Source organism: Pseudomonas sp. B7(2017), from assembly GCF_002112745.1.
Classification (GTDB): domain Bacteria; phylum Pseudomonadota; class Gammaproteobacteria; order Pseudomonadales; family Pseudomonadaceae; genus Aquipseudomonas; species Aquipseudomonas ekonensis.
This window is the reverse complement of sequence record NZ_NEIP01000017.1, coordinates 1-15,315: the sequence shown is the minus strand read 5'-3', so window position 1 is coordinate 15,315 and position 15,315 is coordinate 1. Positions and strand designations below refer to the sequence as shown.

The following is a 15,315-nucleotide window of genomic DNA, read 5'->3' as shown; positions in this document are numbered from 1 at the left end:
TGAAAGGCCATATCATCCGTGAATATGCGTTCCGACTCCAGCGCCAAAGCGTCGATCCACGCGTTAAATCGTGGATCGGGCGCTCTGGGACGCCTCATTGAGTTATTCGACGAGCAGCGCATCCACCCGCTGGAAGCCACGCGGCAACTTGTTGCCCCGCCGGCCGCGCTCACCTTTGTAGTGTTCGAGGTCGTCGGCCTTCAGCGACAAGGTCCGTTTTCCGGCCTGCAGCACCAAGGTGGCGCCTTCCGGAAGGACGGCGATGTCCGTGACGTATTCTTCGCGGCTGGCCACGCGCTCACCGGGGATGCCGATGATCTTGTTGCCCTTGCCCTTACCCAATTGTGGCAGATCGCTGATCTTGAAGATCAGCAGGCGACCCTCGGTCGTCACCGACGCCAGCCAGTTCTGCTCGCGGTCGGCCACCGGACGCGGCGCGATCACCTTGGCGTTGTTCGGCAGGCTCAGCAGGGCCTTGCCGGCCTTGTTCTTGGCCTGCAGGTCCTCACCCTTGACCACGAAACCGTAGCCGGCGTCGGACGCGATCACGTACATCGCATCGTCTTCAGGCATCAGCACGCATTCGAAGGTGGCGCCGGGCGGCGGCGTCAGACGGCCGGTCAGCGGTTCGCCCTGGCCCCGGGCCGACGGCAGCGTGTGCGCGGCCAGCGAGTAGCTGCGACCGGTGGAGTCAATGAGCACGGCGAACTGGTTGGAACGCCCCGCCGCCGAGGTCTTGAAGCCGTCGCCGGCCTTGTACGACAGGCCGGTGGCGTCGATCTCGTGGCCCTTGGCCGAGCGGATCCAGCCCTTTTCCGACAGCACAACGGTCACTTTCTCGTTCGGCAGCAGGTCGTGCTCGGTCAGCGCCTTGGCCTCGGCGCGCTCGACGATCGGCGAGCGGCGGTCGTCGCCGTAGGTCTCGGCGTCCTTGAGCAGTTCGCTGCGCACCAGTTTCTTCAGCTTGGCTTCGCTGCCCAGCAGGGCTTGCAGCTTGGCCTGCTCCTTGAGCAGTTCGTCCTGCTCGTCGCGCAGCTTCATCTCTTCCAGCCGCGCCAACTGGCGCAGGCGGGTGTCGAGGATGTAGTCGGCCTGGATCTCGCTGAGGGCGAAACGCTCGATCAGCTTGGCCTTGGGCTGATCCTCGGTGCGGATGATGTGGATCACTTCATCCAGGTTGAGGTAGGCGATCAGCAAACCGTCCAACAGGTGCAGGCGGCGCTCGACCTTGTCGAGGCGGAACTGCAGGCGGCGACGGACGGTCTGCACGCGGAATTCCAGCCACTCCACCAGCAGCGCGCGCAGGTTCTTCAACTGCGGCCTGCCGTCCAGACCGATGATGTTGACGTTGACCCGGTAGGTCGATTCCAGCTCGGTGCTGGCGAACAGGTGCTGCATCAGCGCTTCGTGGTCGACGCGGCTGTTGACCGGGATGATCACGATGCGGCACGGGTTCTCGTGGTCGGATTCGTCGCGCAGGTCGGCGATCTGCGGCGCCTTCGACGGCTTGGCCTGCATCAGCGCGGCGATCTGCTCCAGCACCTTGGCCCCGGAGACCTGGTGCGGCAGCGCGGTGATGACGATGTCGCCGTCCTCGACGTGGTACACGGCACGCATGCGCACCGAGCCCTTGCCGGTCTCGTACATCTTCACCAGGTCGGCGCGCGGCGTGATGATTTCCGCTTCGGTCGGGTAGTCCGGGCCCTGGATGTGCTCGCACAGTTGCTCGACCGTGGCCTTCGGCTCGTCGAGCAGTCGCACGCAGGCGCTGGCGACTTCGCGCAGGTTGTGCGGCGGCACGTCGGTGGCCATGCCCACGGCGATGCCGGTGGTGCCGTTGAGCAGGATGTTCGGCAGGCGCGCCGGCAGCACCAGCGGTTCCTGCAGGGTGCCGTCGAAGTTCGGGCCCCAGTCCGCCGTGCCCTGGCCCAGTTCGCTGAGCAGCACCTCGGAGTAGCGCGACAGGCGGGCTTCGGTGTAGCGCATGGCGGCGAAGGACTTCGGATCGTCCGGCGCACCCCAGTTGCCCTGGCCGTCCACCAGCGTGTAGCGGTAGCTGAACGGCTGGGCCATCAGCACCATCGCTTCGTAGCACGCCGAGTCGCCGTGGGGGTGGAACTTGCCGAGCACGTCGCCGACGGTGCGCGCCGACTTCTTGTGCTTGGCGTCGGCATCCAGCCCCAGCTCGCTCATGGCGTAGACGATACGCCGCTGCACGGGTTTCAGGCCGTCGCCGATATGCGGCAGGGCACGGTCCATGATCACGTACATGGAGTAGTTGAGGTAGGCATTTTCGGTGAAGTCAGCCAGCGACCGGCGTTCCACACCGTCCAGGCTGAGATCAAGGGAGTCGCTCATGCGGGCCTCATCGGTTCGTTGTCTGGCGCAGCAGCATGGTGCCGCCGCGCTGGGTGAATTCAAGTTTGTTCAGGGCGCTCATGCCGAGCAGCACCTGTTCGCCGTGCAGGCCGGGCGCCACCAGTGCGCGGACGTCCCGCAGCACGATGTCGCCCAGTTGCAGGCGGTCGATCCGGGTACGGTAGCCCTGGCTCAGGCCGTTGGCCGTGCTCAGGGTCACGCCGAACCCCTCTTCCAGTTTCAGGCGCGCGGCCAGGTCCGCCGGGATCGACACGTCGGTCGCGCCGGTGTCGAGCATGAACTCCACCGTCTGACCGTTGATCTGGCCGCTGGCGACGAAATGCCCTTGGGCATTGCCGGCCAGTTTCACCTCGATGTAGCCGTCGCCCTGTTCAGAGCTGACCACCACGTTGGGGTTCTGCTGACGCTCTTCCCACTGGCCGAAGAACCGCGTGGCCAGAAACAGCGCCGCGCACCAGGCCAGGATCATCATCACCCGGCCGGCGCGCTTGCCCGGCGGCTGCGGGCTCATGGCTTGGCGCTCCAGCCGCCGTCGGGGGCGGCAAAGCGCCAGACGATCGGACGCTTCTCGCCGTCGGCGCGGGCGCCGTCGTTGTTGTCGAGGCCGATCCAGGCGCCCTGGGCGTCGATCACCAGCGCCTCCGCCAGCCCGTAGGGCTGCGGATAACGGCGTTTTTCCTGCAAGGCGTCTTCGGCGAACGACCAGCAGCGCTCGACCTTGGCCGTCTCCAGGTCGCGCCGGCAGACCTGGAACGCATTGCGCTCCAGGGTGAACAGCTTGCCGTCGAACAGCGACAGGTCGGCGAAGTCACGGGTGACCGCCCGGGCCTTGGGAAACTGCGGCGGCTGCATCTCGACGCCGGCTTCGCTGAGCAGCACGCAGCCGCCGTCGCAGTCCCACACCGTCTGCTGGCGCTTGATCCGCAGCAGGCCGCGGCGCTCACGCTCGGCAGCCAGCCACATCCGGTCGCCCGCCGGGTTGATCGCCAACCCTTCGAACAGGGCGTTGAAGTGCAGCAGCATGCCGCTGGCCCGGGCCTCGCGCACCAGCAGCGGCGAGATCTTCAGCCACGCGGCCTGCCCTTGCGCCGGCACTTGCAGCACCGCCGCATGGGCCTCGCTGACGATGTAGCGGTTGCCCGCGCCGTCGCAGGCGATGCCTTCGAAGTCCAGGTCGCCGCCGCGCACGAACGAAGCCGCCCAGGTGCGCGAACTGATGCCCCACGGCAGGCCGCTGTCCGGCACCGGCGGAGGGTCGATGCGCACGGTTTCGGCGCGCCAGACCGGGTCGCGGGTGTCGAGGCGGTAGATCTGGTCATCGTCGCGGTCCGACACGGTCCACAGCTCGTTGCCGCACAGCGCGAGCCCCGACAGGTTGCCGCCGCGCATGCCTTCGACCGGGTGCTCGGCCAGCAGCCGCAGCTGCGGCGCCGGCTCGGCGGACGCCATTGTCCAGGCAAACGTCGAAGCCAGCAGCAACGCACCCGCCAGGATCCCGCCAAACCGCATCAGGCCTGCACCTCGGCAAGGTTGCCCTTGGACTCCAGCCAGGTCTTGCGGTCGCCGGCGCGTTTCTTCGCCAGCAGCATGTCCATGATTTCCGAGGTCTGGGCGTAGTCTTCGCCCAGCGTCAGCTGCACCAGGCGCCGGGTGTTCGGATCCATGGTGGTTTCACGCAGCTGCGGCGGGTTCATCTCGCCCAGGCCCTTGAATCGGGTGACCTGCGGCTTGCCGCGCTTCTTCTCGGCCACAAAGCGGTCGAGGATCCCGTCGCGCTCGGGTTCGTCCAGGGCGTAGTAGATCTCTTTGCCCAGGTCGATGCGGAACAGCGGCGGCATCGCGACATAGACGTGGCCGGCATCCACCAACGGGCGGAAGTGCTGGACGAACAGCGCGCACAGCAGGGTCGCGATATGCAGGCCGTCGGAGTCGGCGTCGGCGAGGATGCAGATCTTGCCGTAGCGCAGCTGGCTCATGTCCTCGGCGCCCGGGTCGACGCCGATGGCCACCGCGATGTTGTGCACTTCCTGACTGGCCAGCACTTCGCTGCCGTCGACTTCCCAGGTGTTGAGGATCTTGCCGCGCAGCGGCAGGATCGCCTGGAATTCCTTGTCCCGCGCCTGCTTGGCCGAGCCGCCGGCGGAGTCGCCCTCCACCAGGAACAGTTCGGAACGCATCGGGTCCTGGCCTGCGCAGTCCGCCAGCTTGCCCGGCAGCGCCGGGCCCTGGGTGACGCGCTTGCGCTCGACCTTCTTGCTCGCCTTCAGGCGGCGGCCGGCGTTGTTGATCGCCAGTTCCGCCAGGGCCAGGCCGGTCTCCGGGTTGGCGTTGAGCCACAGGCTGAACGCGTCCTTGACCACGCCGGAGACGAACGCCGCCGCCTCGCGGGACGACAGGCGCTCCTTGGTCTGGCCTGAGAACTGCGGCTCCTGCATCTTCATCGACAGCACGAAGGCGATGCGCTCCCAGACGTCTTCCGGCGCCAGCTTCACGCCGCGCGGCAGCAGGCTGCGGAATTCGCAGAACTCGCGCATCGCGTCGAGCAGGCCCTGGCGCAGGCCGTTGACGTGGGTGCCGCCCTGGGCCGTGGGGATCAGGTTGACGTAGCTTTCCTGCACCGCGTCGCCACCCTCGGGCAGCCACAGCAGCGCCCAGTCCACGGCTTCCTTGTTGCCGGCCAGGTTGCCGCAGAACGGCTCGTTCGGCAGGCGCTCGAATTCGCTGACCGCGTCCACCAGGTAGGAGCGCAGGCCGTCTTCGTAGTGCCACTCGACCTTCTCGCCGGTGCTCTTGTCCTCAAACGTCACCGACAGGCCCGGGCACAGGACGGCCTTGGCCTTGAGCACGTGCTTGAGGCGGCTGATGGAGAACTTGGCGGAGTCGAAATACTTCGGGTCCGGCGAGAAGAACACGCTGGTGCCGGTGTTGCGCTTGCCGACGGTGCCGACGATCTCAAGCTCGGACGCCTTGAAGCCGTCCTTGAACGTCATCTGGTATTCGTTGCCGTCGCGCTTGACCCGCACGCGGACTTCGGTCGACAGGGCGTTGACCACCGAGATGCCCACGCCGTGCAGGCCGCCGGAGAACTGGTAGTTCTTGTTGGAGAACTTGCCGCCGGCATGGAGCTTGGTGAGGATCAGCTCGACGCCCGACACGCCCTCTTCCGGGTGGATGTCCACCGGCATGCCGCGGCCGTCGTCGCAGACCTCCAGCGAGTGGTCGGGGTGGAGGATGACCTGCACCGACTTGGCGTGGCCGGCCAGGGCTTCGTCGACGCTGTTGTCGATGACTTCCTGGGCAAGGTGGTTCGGCCGACTGGTGTCGGTGTACATGCCGGGGCGCTTGCGCACCGGGTCGAGGCCCGAGAGGACTTCGATGGCGTCGGCGTTATAGGAGCTAGCGCTGGGAGTGGCCATAGGGTCTCGTCGTCAGTGATTCAGTGAAAATGGGGCAAGGTTTCACAGTGCGGTGAAATCGATTGCCTGATACATATCGGCGCCGATGCCGGCAAACCCGAGCAGCGCCGGCAATTGCGCGGCAAAACCTTGATAGCCGTGGTCGCCGCCGGCCTGGATGCGCAACGCACAGGCCCGGTAATACCGCTGGGCGAGGCGATAGTCCAGCGTTTCGTCGCCGGTCTGCAGCCACACCTGATAGCGCTGCGGATCCTGGGGCGCCGGCACTTCCAGTTCGGCCAGGGCCGTGACGTGGTCGTGGGTCAGCTCCCAGGTTTCGTCGGTGTACAGGTTTTTCTGCGTGCCCAGGAACCCGTCGAACATCCGGTGCGGGCTGACGGCCGGGTTGACCAGCAAGGCCTTCAGGCCATGGCGCTCGGCCAAGTGAGTCGCATAGTAGCCGCCGAGCGAGCTTCCCACCAGCAGCGGCCGGCCCAGCTCGGCGATCGCCTGTTCCAGCTGACCGATGGCTTCGCGGGGATGGTGATGCAGCGCCGGAACCCGCAATTGGCCGCCCAGGCCCAGCCGCTCCATCACTTCGACCAGCTGACAGGCTTTTTTCGAGGCCGGAGCGCTGTTGAAACCGTGGATGTAGAGGATCGAACCGGACATTTGAGCTCCCTGGGCGTCGGCGAAGAAATGCGGAGTCTACAGGGAGTCAGCCGGTTCGGGGACGTTTGTGCGGACGCCTTCGCGGGCATGCCCGCTCCCGCAGGGAGCAGCGCTGCCGTTGGAGGGCTCAGTAGCCGTTGGAGCCGTAGTCGATGGTGAAGTCGAACCCGGTCACGCGCTCCACGCCGGTCTCCAGCCGCCCGTCCGGCAACAGCCGCAGCCAGCGGTAGCCCGGCGCCTGTTCGCCGACCTTGAAGTCGTCGCTGCCCGGCTCGAACTGGATGCAGGTCGAGGGCGAGGCGATCAGCCGCACGCCGTTGCGCTCGCGGTCTACTTCCTGGTGCACGTGCCCCCACAGCACCGCCCGAACCTGGGGAAAGCGGTCCAGCACTTCGAAGAACGCCTCGGGGTTGCGCAGGCCGATCGGCGCCATCCACGCGCACCCGATGGGCACCGGGTGATGATGGAAGCACACCAGATGATGGCGCTCGGGCGCCTCGCTCAGGGCGCGGGCGAGCAATTGCAGCTGCTCGTCCTGCAAGTACCCCGGCACCGAGCCGGGCACCGCCGAATCGAGCAGCGTCACCCGCCAGTTGCCGATGTCCACCACCGGTTCAAGCAACGCGCTCTGCACGGCCGCCTCGGCCATGACCTGCGGTTCGTCGTGGTTGCCGGGGATCCACCGCGAAGGGGCGTCGATCTGTTCGGCCAGGCGGCGAAACGCCTGGTAGGACGCCAGCGTGCCGTCCTGGGACAGGTCGCCGGTGGCGATCATCAGGTCGATCCGCGGCTGCTGGCCGAGCACCAGTTCGATGACCTTCTGCAGGCTGTCGCGGGTGTTCATGCCCAGCAGGGTGCCGTCCGCTTCGGCAAACAGGTGGCTGTCGGACAACTGCACCAGCAACGCCGCATCGGCGGTGGTCAACGTGGATACGCTCGGCAAGGCGTTCTCCCAGGCGGAATCACAAAGGGTGCGGCAATTATGCTGGGGGATCGGCAAAAGGGGAAACCGGCGAACCGGACGCAGTTCACAACTCGCCGCTATCGGACCGCCGCGTACTCGTGGCCGCAGGCCAGGCAGTGGCTCAGCCATTCGCCGAGGAACAGGTTGAGCTGGGCCTTTTCGTCCGGCTGGTGCATGGCCGCGTTCGGATAAGGGTAGATACCGCGAAAGCGCCGCGAGTGCTCGGCGCTGATGACTTCGGCCATGCGCGCGTCGTGGTAGACCTGCACCTCCAGCTGCGGCACCGGCAGCCACGGCAGGCTGTGCTCCTGGCGCACCTGCAGGGTCGTGGTGTACGGGCAGGCCTGCAGCACTTCCAGGGTCAGCACGCCAAGCATCTGGTCGCCCTGGGTCATGGCGATGCGCCGCGCCTGGGGTTCGTGGCGCATGTCCGGCAGCAGGCGCATCAGACGCGCGTAGTTCGCCTCGCAGGCCGCCTGCAGCCCCGCCAGGTCGACCCGGTAGCGGTCGCGCTGCAGGCTTACGACCATAGCCCCCTCACTTCGGCGCGGTTCAGCGCCAGCCAGTGCAGGGCGATGATGCTCGCCGCATTGGCGATGCGACCGTCGCGCACCGCCTGCAAGGCATCTTCGAACGCCCAGACCGTGACGCGGATATCTTCGGCCTCCTCGACCAGCCCGTGCAGGCCGCCGACGCCTTCGGTGCTGCAGCGCCCCAGGTACAGGTGGACGAATTCGTCGCTGCCCCCCGGCGACGGGAAATAGCGGGTCATCGGCCACAGGGCCTTGATGTCCAGCCCGGCCTCTTCCTGGGCCTCGCGGCGGGCGACCTCTTCCGGCTCCTCGTCCTTGTCGATCAGGCCGGCGACCAGTTCCACCAGCCAAGGGTTGTCGGTCTTGTCCAGCGCGCCGATGCGGAATTGCTCGATCAGCACCACTTCATCGCGCTGCGGATCGTAAGGCAGCATGCACACCGCGTCGTGGCGCACGAACAGCTCGCGGTCGATCTCACGGCTCATGCCGCCGTCGAACAGCTCATGGCGCAGGTAGAGCCGGTCGAGCCGGTAGAAGCCCTTGTAGCACTGCTCGCGCCGCACGATATCAACGGCGCTCGGAGTGGTTTTGGCGAAATCGGTCATGAGCATCCTCTTTACTGCGAATCCGACACGAGGCGCCTCTTGGTCACTTGCGGCCTCGACTTCGCGCCATCCTAACGCGCCCGTACGGTTTGATGCAGCCCCTTTACCGTCAGCGGGATGGACGGTGGAGGCGAAACCCACTCTAATTAGCTTAGTGGCGAACTGACTGCTCCGTTGAGAGTCGAAGCCGTAACTTTTTCGCCTTCCCCTGCTTTCGAAAGGACGTCCATGTCGCTTTTCAAAATCGCTTCCGTGGCTGCCGTCGCCCTGACCCTGGGCGCCTGCGCCAGCCTGTTCCAGCCCAACTACCGCACGCCGCTGGAAACCGTCCGCGACGCGTCCGAACAGCTCAAGCCCGGCTGCGCCAACGCCGACTGCCCGCTGGTGAACATCGACACCCTGCGCTTCCCGGCCGAGCCTGCGCTGGACGGCATCATCGAAAAACGCCTGCTGCAGATGACCCGCACCGAACCGGGCGCCCCGAGCGCGCCGACCCTGGCGGCCTACCGCGAGCAGTTCCTGCGCGACGCCGGCCCGCGCAACAGCAGCTACCTGCAGGCCAAGGTACGCGAGCAGCATGACGGACTGGTGATCGTCGAACTGTCGAGCTACCTCGACACCGGCGGCGCCCACGGCACGCCAGGGCGCGGCTTCATCAACTATTCGCGCCAGCAGCACAAGGTGCTGACCCTTTCGGACATGCTGCTGCCGGGCCAGGAAGAGGCGTTCTGGAAGGCTGCGCAAGTGGCGCACAACAGCTGGCTGATCAGCACCAAGCTCGATCAGGAAGCGGATTTCGTGAAGAACTGGCCGTTCGTGAAGACCCCGAACGTGGCGCTGACCTACGGCGGCGTCATCCTCAAGTACGACGTGACCACCATCGCGCCTTACGCGCTGGGCCACGTCGAACTGAAGATCCCCTACCCGCGCCTGAACGGCATCCTCAAGCCTGAGCTGTTTCCCGGCCGTAACTGAAGGCCCGGCCAAGCACCAGCTGCAGCAGCCCTGCCAGCACCAGCGCCGGCAGGGTCGCGCCCACGTCCGGATACAGGTTGGCCAGCAGGTGATAGGTGCTGATGCCGCCCAGCCAGGCCAACAGCGCCGGCCAGCGCAGCGCGGTTGAAGCGGTCTGGCCGCTGCGCTTGCGCAGGATGAAGTGATCCACCAGCACCACGCCGAACAGCGGCGCGAACACCGAACCGATCAGCAGCAGGAAATTCTGGTACTGGGCCAACGGCGCCAGCAGCGCGATCAGGGTGCAGACCACGCCGATGGCCAGCGCCAGATGCTCCACCTTCAGCCGCAGCAGGATCCCGCTGGACACCGCCGCCGAGTGGATGTCGGCGAAAGCGTTCTCCGACTCGTCCAGCAGGATCAGCAGCAGCGGAATCCCCAGCCCCGCCCCGGCCAATGCCAGCAGCAGCGCGTTGACTTCACCGCTCGGCGCGAACGCCAGGGTGTAGGCCACGCCCAGGCTCATCAGCCAGAAGTTACCGATGAAGAAACCGACGGCGGTGCCGCCGAACACGTTCTTCGCCCGCTTGCCGAAACGCGAGTAGTCGGCGATCAGCGGCAGCCACGACAGCGGCATGGCGATGGCGATGTCGAAGCCCACGGCGAACGGCATCGAACCGTCGCCCGAACGCGCCCACAGGGCCGCCAGGTCAGCCTTGGCGAACAGGTTCCAGGTCAGCCAGACGCACGCGGCCAACAGCAGCCAGATACCCCACTTGCGCAGGATCTTGCGCACGAACGTCAGCGGCCCGCTCACGGCCAGGAGCGTGGCCAGCGCACCGAAGAACAGCGTCCACAGCACCGGGTTCGCCCACAGTGAACCCTCGCTGAATGCGCGGGTGCCGAGCAGGCTGGCGGCGTCGCGCATGACGATGATCTCGAACGAGCCCCAGCCGATCAGTTGCAGCAGGTTGAGCAGCGCCGGCAGGCTCGCGCCCTGGCGGCCGAGGCTGAGCTTGAGCGCCGCCATCGACGACAGGCCCGTGTCGCTGCCGATCACGCCGACGGCGGCCAACAGCAGGACACCCACCAGCGTGCCGAGGAAGATCGCCAGCAACGCGCCCGACAGGCCCAGGCCCGGCGCCAGCAGCGCACCGGTCTGCAGCACCATCAGGCCGATGCCGAGGGAGAACCACAGGGAAAACAGATCACGGCCGCCGAACACGCGCTTGTCGGCGGGCACGGCGAGGTCGGGGGAATAGGTGCTGGGTTGAATGCTCAAGGGTGTTATCTCAGAGGGACATGTGTTGTTGTGTCGATCGCTATCGCCGGCAGGCTGGCTCCCACACAGAACTCGCGAACGCCGCAAATCCTTTGTGGGAGCCAGCCTGCCGGCGATGGGGCCTGTGCAGGCCCCTTTTTTACGGCCGGATCAAACCTTCTTGTACAGCTGGCTGCCTTCCTTCTTGAACCGCTCGGCCTGCTCGGCCATGCCCTGAGCGACGTCCACGTCCACCGCGTCGATCCGCTGGTTGGCCGCGTATTCGCGCACTTCCTGGGTGATCTTCATCGAGCAGAACTTCGGCCCGCACATCGAACAGAAATGCGCGACCTTGGCCGAGTCCTTCGGCAGGGTCTCGTCGTGGAACGAACGGGCGGTGTCCGGATCCAGGCCGAGGTTGAACTGGTCTTCCCAGCGGAACTCGAACCGTGCCTTGCTCAAGGCGTTGTCGCGGATCTGCGCGCCCGGGTGCCCCTTGGCCAGGTCGGCGGCGTGGGCCGCGATCTTGTAGGTGATGATCCCGGTCTTCACGTCATCCTTGTTCGGCAGGCCCAGGTGCTCCTTCGGCGTCACGTAACAGAGCATGGCGCAGCCGAACCAGCCGATCATCGCCGCACCGATGCCGGAGGTGATGTGGTCGTAGCCCGGCGCGATGTCGGTGGTCAGGGGGCCGAGGGTGTAGAACGGCGCCTCGTCGCAGCATTCCAGCTGCTTGTCCATGTTCTCCTTGATCAACTGCATCGGCACGTGGCCCGGGCCTTCGATCATGCACTGCACGTCGTGCTTCCAGGCGATCTTGGTCAGCTCGCCCAGGGTCTCCAGTTCGCCGAACTGCGCTTCGTCGTTGGCGTCGGCGATGGAGCCCGGACGCAGGCCGTCGCCCAGCGAGAAGCTGACGTCGTAGGCCTTCATGATTTCGCAGATTTCTTCGAAGTGGGTGTAGAGGAAGTTTTCCTTGTGGTGCGCCAGGCACCACTTGGCCATGATCGAACCGCCGCGGGACACGATGCCGGTCACCCGCTTGGCGGTCAGCGGCACGTAGCGCAGCAGCACGCCGGCGTGGATGGTGAAGTAGTCCACGCCCTGCTCCGCCTGCTCGATCAGCGTGTCGCGGAACAGCTCCCAGGTCAGGTCTTCGGCCACGCCGTTGACCTTCTCCAGCGCCTGGTAGATCGGCACCGTGCCGATCGGCACCGGCGAGTTGCGGATGATCCACTCGCGGGTCTCGTGGATGTGCTTGCCGGTGGACAGATCCATCACGGTGTCCGAGCCCCAGCGGATGCCCCAGGTCAGTTTCGCCACTTCTTCTTCGATGGACGAACCCAGGGCGCTGTTGCCGATGTTGCCGTTGATCTTCACCAGGAAGTTGCGGCCGATGATCATCGGTTCCAGTTCGGTGTGGTTGATGTTGGCCGGAATGATCGCGCGGCCCCGGGCGATCTCCTCGCGCACGAACTCAGGGGTGATTTCCTTGGGGATGCTCGCGCCGAAGCTGTGGCCGGCGTGCTGCTGCTTCAGGAGGCCGGCGGCGCGGGCCTCCTGCAACTTCATGTTTTCGCGGATGGCGACGTATTCCATCTCGGCGGTGATGATGCCCTTGCGCGCGTAGTGCATCTGGCTGACGTTGGCCCCGGCCTTGGCGCGGCGCGGGTTGTTGACGTGGGCGAAGCGCAGCTTGGTCAGCTCGGGGTCGGCGAGGCGCTGCTGGCCGAAGTCCGAGCTCAGGCCGGCCAGGCGCTCGGTGTCGCCGCGGTCTTCGATCCAGGCCGAACGCACGTCGCCCAGGCCCTTGCGCACGTCGATCACCACATTCGGGTCGGTGTACGGGCCCGAGGTGTCGTAGACGGTGACGGGGGCGTTGATCTCGCCGCCGAAGTCGGTGGGGGTCACATCGAGGGTGATTTCGCGCATCGGCACGCGGATGTCCGGGCGCGAGCCCTGAACGTAGACTTTTTGCGAACGGGTGAACGGCTGAACCGACTGCTCATCGACCTTGGCCGAATCACTGAGGTTGATCGCGCTTTTTTCTTTTGTCGTCATCACGGGCTCTCCAGACAGCATCCAGGCAGTGGATTGTCGGGGCAGAACCTGAAAGGCACGGACGCACCGGGGGCGGTGCTGTGCATCGTCGTCGAGCGTTCGATTGTCGAACAATTTCCCGGACGAAGCACAAGAGGACTCGCCGGGCTGACGAGAAATCTTGTTCCCTACGCAGGCGCTAACCTGATCAGGTTCAACGGGATCCGAAATGATTCGATCTCAGCCTCACAGCAAGGCACCCCGACAAGAACCCGGCCAGTCTAGACACAACCGCCGAAGAACGCCAACGCCACGGCAAACACCATGATGAATGGCGCAATCGCACGGCTCGCCAGGATTGTGAGGGGCCCGAAGCGCTACTACACTCGCCTTGCCCCGCTGCGCCTTGACGCTGCGCAGGCCGCGCCTTACCTTTGGCGCCCGGATTATTCTCATAATATTCAAGCTAGGGATCGCCTCATGCTGCGCAAACTCTCACTGGCTGTCGCCGTGTCCTGTGCGTCCAATGCCATGGCCTGGGCAGCGGAAGCGCCGTTGTCGACCAAGACCGATCTGGTCAGCGTCTACCAGGAAGCGGTCGACAACAACGCCGACCTGGCCGCCGCCCGCGCGCAGTACGGCGCCCAGAAGGAAGTGGTGCCCCAGGCCCGCGCCGGGCTGCTGCCCAACCTCTCCGGCGGCGCCGAAGTGGCCAACGTGCGCACCAGCATCGATCAGCCGTCGGCCACCGCCAACCGCAGCGCCCATTCCTATCAGGCGACCCTGGCCCAGCCGCTGTTCCGCGCCGACCGCTGGTTCCAGTACCAGGCCGCCAAGGACGTCAACGAGCAGGCCGCCCTGCAACTGTCCGCCACCGAGCAGAACCTGATCCTGCAATCGGCGGAAAGCTACTTCAACGTGCTGCGCAGCCAGGACAACCTGGCCTCGACCAAGGCCGAGGAAGCCGCGTTCAAGCGCCAGCTCGACCAGTCCAACGAACGCTTCGACGTGGGCCTGTCGGACAAGACCGACGTGCTCCAGTCCCAGGCCAGCTACGACACCGCCCGGGCCAACCGGATCGTCGCCCAGCGCCAGGTGGACGATGCGTTCGAGGCGCTGATCACCCTGACCAACCGTCAGTACAACTCGATCCAGGGCATCGTGCACACGCTGCCGATCCTGCCGCCGGCGCCGAACGACGCCAAGGCCTGGGTCGACACCGCCGCCAGGCAGAACCTCAACCTGCTGGCCAGCAACTACGCGGTCAGCTCGGCGGAAGAGACCCTCAAGCAACGCAAGGCCGGCCACTTGCCGACCCTCGATGCGGTGGCCAAATACGAAAAGGGCGACAACGATGCCCTCGGCTTCGCCAACCCGAACGCCTTCGGCACGCCTTACCGCGGCAACGTCGAGCAGGGCACCGTGGGCCTGCAACTGAACATCCCGATCTACAGCGGCGGGCTGACCAGCTCCCAGGTGCGCCAGTCCTATGCGCAACTGGACCAGAGCGAGCAGCAACGCGAATCCTTGCGCCGGCAGATCGTCGAAAGCACCCGCAACCTGCACCGCGCGGTCAACACCGACGTCGAGCAGGTGCAGGCGCGCCGCCAGTCGATCATCTCCAACCAGAGCGCGGTGGAAGCCACCGAAATCGGTTATCAGGTGGGCACGCGCAACATCGTCGACGTGCTCGACGCCCAGCGCCAGCTCTACACCTCGGTGCGCAACTACAACAACACCCGCTACGACTACATCCTCGACAACCTGCGCCTGAAGCAGGCGGCCGGCACGCTCAACCCCGGCGACCTGCAGGATCTGACCCGCTACCTCAAGCCCGACTACAACCCGGACAAGGACTTCCTGCCGCCGGACCTGGCCAAGGCGGCCGAAGAGCAGCTCAAGGCCCGTCCTTGAGGGCAGCAGAAACCCGCAGAAATGCGGGTTTTTTGTGGTTGCGCAACGGCAACGGCGCCAGATAGTCATTGCGCGAAAACATCCCTTTTTTCGTGGTGCCGGCCGTTGGCGCGCTCATGCCGACGCCTCGGCTTGAGCCGCCAATTCCGCTTCGCGCTGGGCGATGGCGGCTGCAAGCGCCGGGGAGCGTTGGGCCCATTGCTCGGGCGGCAGGGGTTTTGACCATTCGAGGATGTCGGGGTGGGACAGGTCGGGCGGCGGCGATAATTTCCAGGTTTGCAACATCATCGCCAGGGGTCCATTCAAGAGGATGCCGCCTATCACCAGCCACACCGCCTTGCCGAACTCCTGCGCCACCCAGTATTGCCGGATACCATCCAGATACGCACAAGTAGTACCCCAGAAAACGCCCCGGCCCCGCAGCTTTTCCCGGCCGCCCTCAAAGTCGTTGGTCTGCGGCAAAACCTGCGGCCCGATCTCCATGTAACTGCGCATGCACTCCCACAACGCCATCGCCGTGGTGCCGCCGCCGCAAGGGAAGCCCAGCGAAAAATGCCTGTTGTCCTCGCCGGCGGTCGGGTCGGGGTTTTCGAAGCCG

The 15,315-nt window shown here is 65.9% G+C and carries 13 protein-coding genes, 1 pseudogene and 1 riboswitch; of the genes and pseudogenes, 2 read left to right on the top strand and 12 right to left on the bottom strand.

Annotated features, from left to right (window positions below; all coding sequences use genetic code 11):
• Positions 1-102 precede the first annotated feature (102 nt).
• From parC to CAG29_RS23495, 8 genes are all read right to left on the bottom strand, one after another.
• Entirely contained in the window at positions 103-2,358 is a 2,256-nt protein-coding gene (gene parC / locus CAG29_RS23530) for a DNA topoisomerase IV subunit A (protein ID WP_085582930.1), read from the bottom strand.
• Positions 2,359-2,365: 7 nt separating this feature from the next.
• Positions 2,366-2,890: a TIGR02281 family clan AA aspartic protease gene (locus CAG29_RS23525; protein ID WP_085582932.1), complete on the bottom strand. Its 525-nt coding sequence runs from the start codon at positions 2,888-2,890 to the stop codon at positions 2,366-2,368.
• Entirely contained in the window at positions 2,887-3,888 is a 1,002-nt protein-coding gene (locus CAG29_RS23520) for an esterase-like activity of phytase family protein (RefSeq protein ID WP_085695218.1), read from the bottom strand. Before CAG29_RS23520 ends, CAG29_RS23525 begins: the two co-directional genes overlap by 4 nt.
• Positions 3,888-5,795: a DNA topoisomerase IV subunit B gene (gene parE / locus CAG29_RS23515; RefSeq protein ID WP_085582936.1), complete on the bottom strand. Its 1,908-nt coding sequence runs from the start codon at positions 5,793-5,795 to the stop codon at positions 3,888-3,890. The genes CAG29_RS23520 and parE overlap by 1 nt, the downstream gene beginning before the upstream one ends.
• A gap of 42 nt (positions 5,796-5,837) precedes the next feature.
• The gene (locus CAG29_RS23510; protein ID WP_085582938.1) at positions 5,838-6,446 is read right to left on the bottom strand and encodes a YqiA/YcfP family alpha/beta fold hydrolase; all 609 of its coding nucleotides are present in this window, start codon (positions 6,444-6,446) and stop codon (positions 5,838-5,840) included.
• 127 nt (positions 6,447-6,573) lie between these two features.
• Positions 6,574-7,389 (bottom strand): 3',5'-cyclic-AMP phosphodiesterase, encoded by an 816-nt coding sequence (cpdA, locus tag CAG29_RS23505; protein ID WP_085630976.1) that lies wholly within the window; start codon positions 7,387-7,389, stop codon positions 6,574-6,576.
• A gap of 98 nt (positions 7,390-7,487) precedes the next feature.
• A complete protein-coding gene (locus tag CAG29_RS23500) occupies positions 7,488-7,940 on the bottom strand; it encodes a DUF1249 domain-containing protein (protein ID WP_085582942.1) in 453 nt (150 codons plus the stop codon).
• Positions 7,931-8,548 carry an NUDIX domain-containing protein gene (locus CAG29_RS23495; protein ID WP_085582944.1) on the bottom strand — a complete coding sequence of 206 codons (618 nt, stop codon included), beginning with the start codon at positions 8,546-8,548 and terminating at the stop codon, positions 7,931-7,933. The genes CAG29_RS23500 and CAG29_RS23495 overlap by 10 nt, the downstream gene beginning before the upstream one ends.
• A gap of 228 nt (positions 8,549-8,776) precedes the next feature.
• On the opposite strand from CAG29_RS23495, the gene CAG29_RS23490 reads away from it, so the two are divergent.
• Positions 8,777-9,523, top strand: a complete 747-nt coding sequence (locus tag CAG29_RS23490; protein WP_085582946.1) for an RsiV family protein — start codon at positions 8,777-8,779, stop codon at positions 9,521-9,523.
• Here CAG29_RS23490 and cytX read toward each other — a convergent pair.
• Both cytX and thiC read right to left on the bottom strand, forming a co-directional pair.
• Positions 9,492-10,784: a putative hydroxymethylpyrimidine transporter CytX gene (cytX, locus tag CAG29_RS23485; RefSeq protein ID WP_085582948.1), complete on the bottom strand. Its 1,293-nt coding sequence runs from the start codon at positions 10,782-10,784 to the stop codon at positions 9,492-9,494. The genes CAG29_RS23490 and cytX overlap by 32 nt on opposite strands.
• Before the next feature lie 150 nt (positions 10,785-10,934).
• Positions 10,935-12,824: a phosphomethylpyrimidine synthase ThiC gene (gene thiC, locus CAG29_RS23480; RefSeq protein ID WP_085630982.1), complete on the bottom strand. Its 1,890-nt coding sequence runs from the start codon at positions 12,822-12,824 to the stop codon at positions 10,935-10,937.
• A 147-nt stretch (positions 12,825-12,971) separates the two neighbouring features.
• Positions 12,972-13,077: riboswitch (TPP riboswitch) on the bottom strand.
• A 206-nt stretch (positions 13,078-13,283) separates the two neighbouring features.
• On the opposite strand from thiC, the gene CAG29_RS23475 reads away from it, so the two are divergent.
• Positions 13,284-14,717 (top strand): TolC family outer membrane protein, encoded by a 1,434-nt coding sequence (locus tag CAG29_RS23475; protein WP_085640581.1) that lies wholly within the window; start codon positions 13,284-13,286, stop codon positions 14,715-14,717.
• Here CAG29_RS23475 and CAG29_RS28835 read toward each other — a convergent pair.
• Both CAG29_RS28835 and CAG29_RS28580 read right to left on the bottom strand, forming a co-directional pair.
• A complete protein-coding gene (locus CAG29_RS28835) occupies positions 14,701-14,835 on the bottom strand; it encodes a hypothetical protein (RefSeq protein WP_256575690.1) in 135 nt (44 codons plus the stop codon). The genes CAG29_RS23475 and CAG29_RS28835 overlap by 17 nt on opposite strands.
• Positions 14,832-15,315: pseudogene (locus CAG29_RS28580) on the bottom strand (hypothetical protein); the annotation flags it as partial. The gene CAG29_RS28835 and the pseudogene CAG29_RS28580, both read right to left, overlap by 4 nt.

Bases quoted from the DNA above. Each gene is read 5' to 3' on its own strand.
- parC (WP_085582930.1), bottom strand. From the start codon at position 2,358: ATGAGCGACTCCCTTGATCTCAGCCTGGACGGTGTGGAACGCCGGTCG.
- CAG29_RS23525 (WP_085582932.1), bottom strand. From the start codon at position 2,890: ATGAGCCCGCAGCCGCCGGGCAAGCGCGCCGGCCGGGTGATGATGATC.
- CAG29_RS23520 (WP_085695218.1), bottom strand. From the start codon at position 3,888: ATGCGGTTTGGCGGGATCCTGGCGGGTGCGTTGCTGCTGGCTTCGACG.
- parE (WP_085582936.1), bottom strand. From the start codon at position 5,795: ATGGCCACTCCCAGCGCTAGCTCCTATAACGCCGACGCCATCGAAGTC.
- CAG29_RS23510 (WP_085582938.1), bottom strand. From the start codon at position 6,446: ATGTCCGGTTCGATCCTCTACATCCACGGTTTCAACAGCGCTCCGGCC.
- CAG29_RS23500 (WP_085582942.1), bottom strand. From the start codon at position 7,940: ATGGTCGTAAGCCTGCAGCGCGACCGCTACCGGGTCGACCTGGCGGGG.
- CAG29_RS23495 (WP_085582944.1), bottom strand. From the start codon at position 8,548: ATGACCGATTTCGCCAAAACCACTCCGAGCGCCGTTGATATCGTGCGG.
- CAG29_RS23490 (WP_085582946.1), top strand. From the start codon at position 8,777: ATGTCGCTTTTCAAAATCGCTTCCGTGGCTGCCGTCGCCCTGACCCTG.
- thiC (WP_085630982.1), bottom strand. From the start codon at position 12,824: ATGACGACAAAAGAAAAAAGCGCGATCAACCTCAGTGATTCGGCCAAG.
- CAG29_RS23475 (WP_085640581.1), top strand. From the start codon at position 13,284: ATGCTGCGCAAACTCTCACTGGCTGTCGCCGTGTCCTGTGCGTCCAAT.
- CAG29_RS28835 (WP_256575690.1), bottom strand. From the start codon at position 14,835: ATGAGCGCGCCAACGGCCGGCACCACGAAAAAAGGGATGTTTTCGCGC.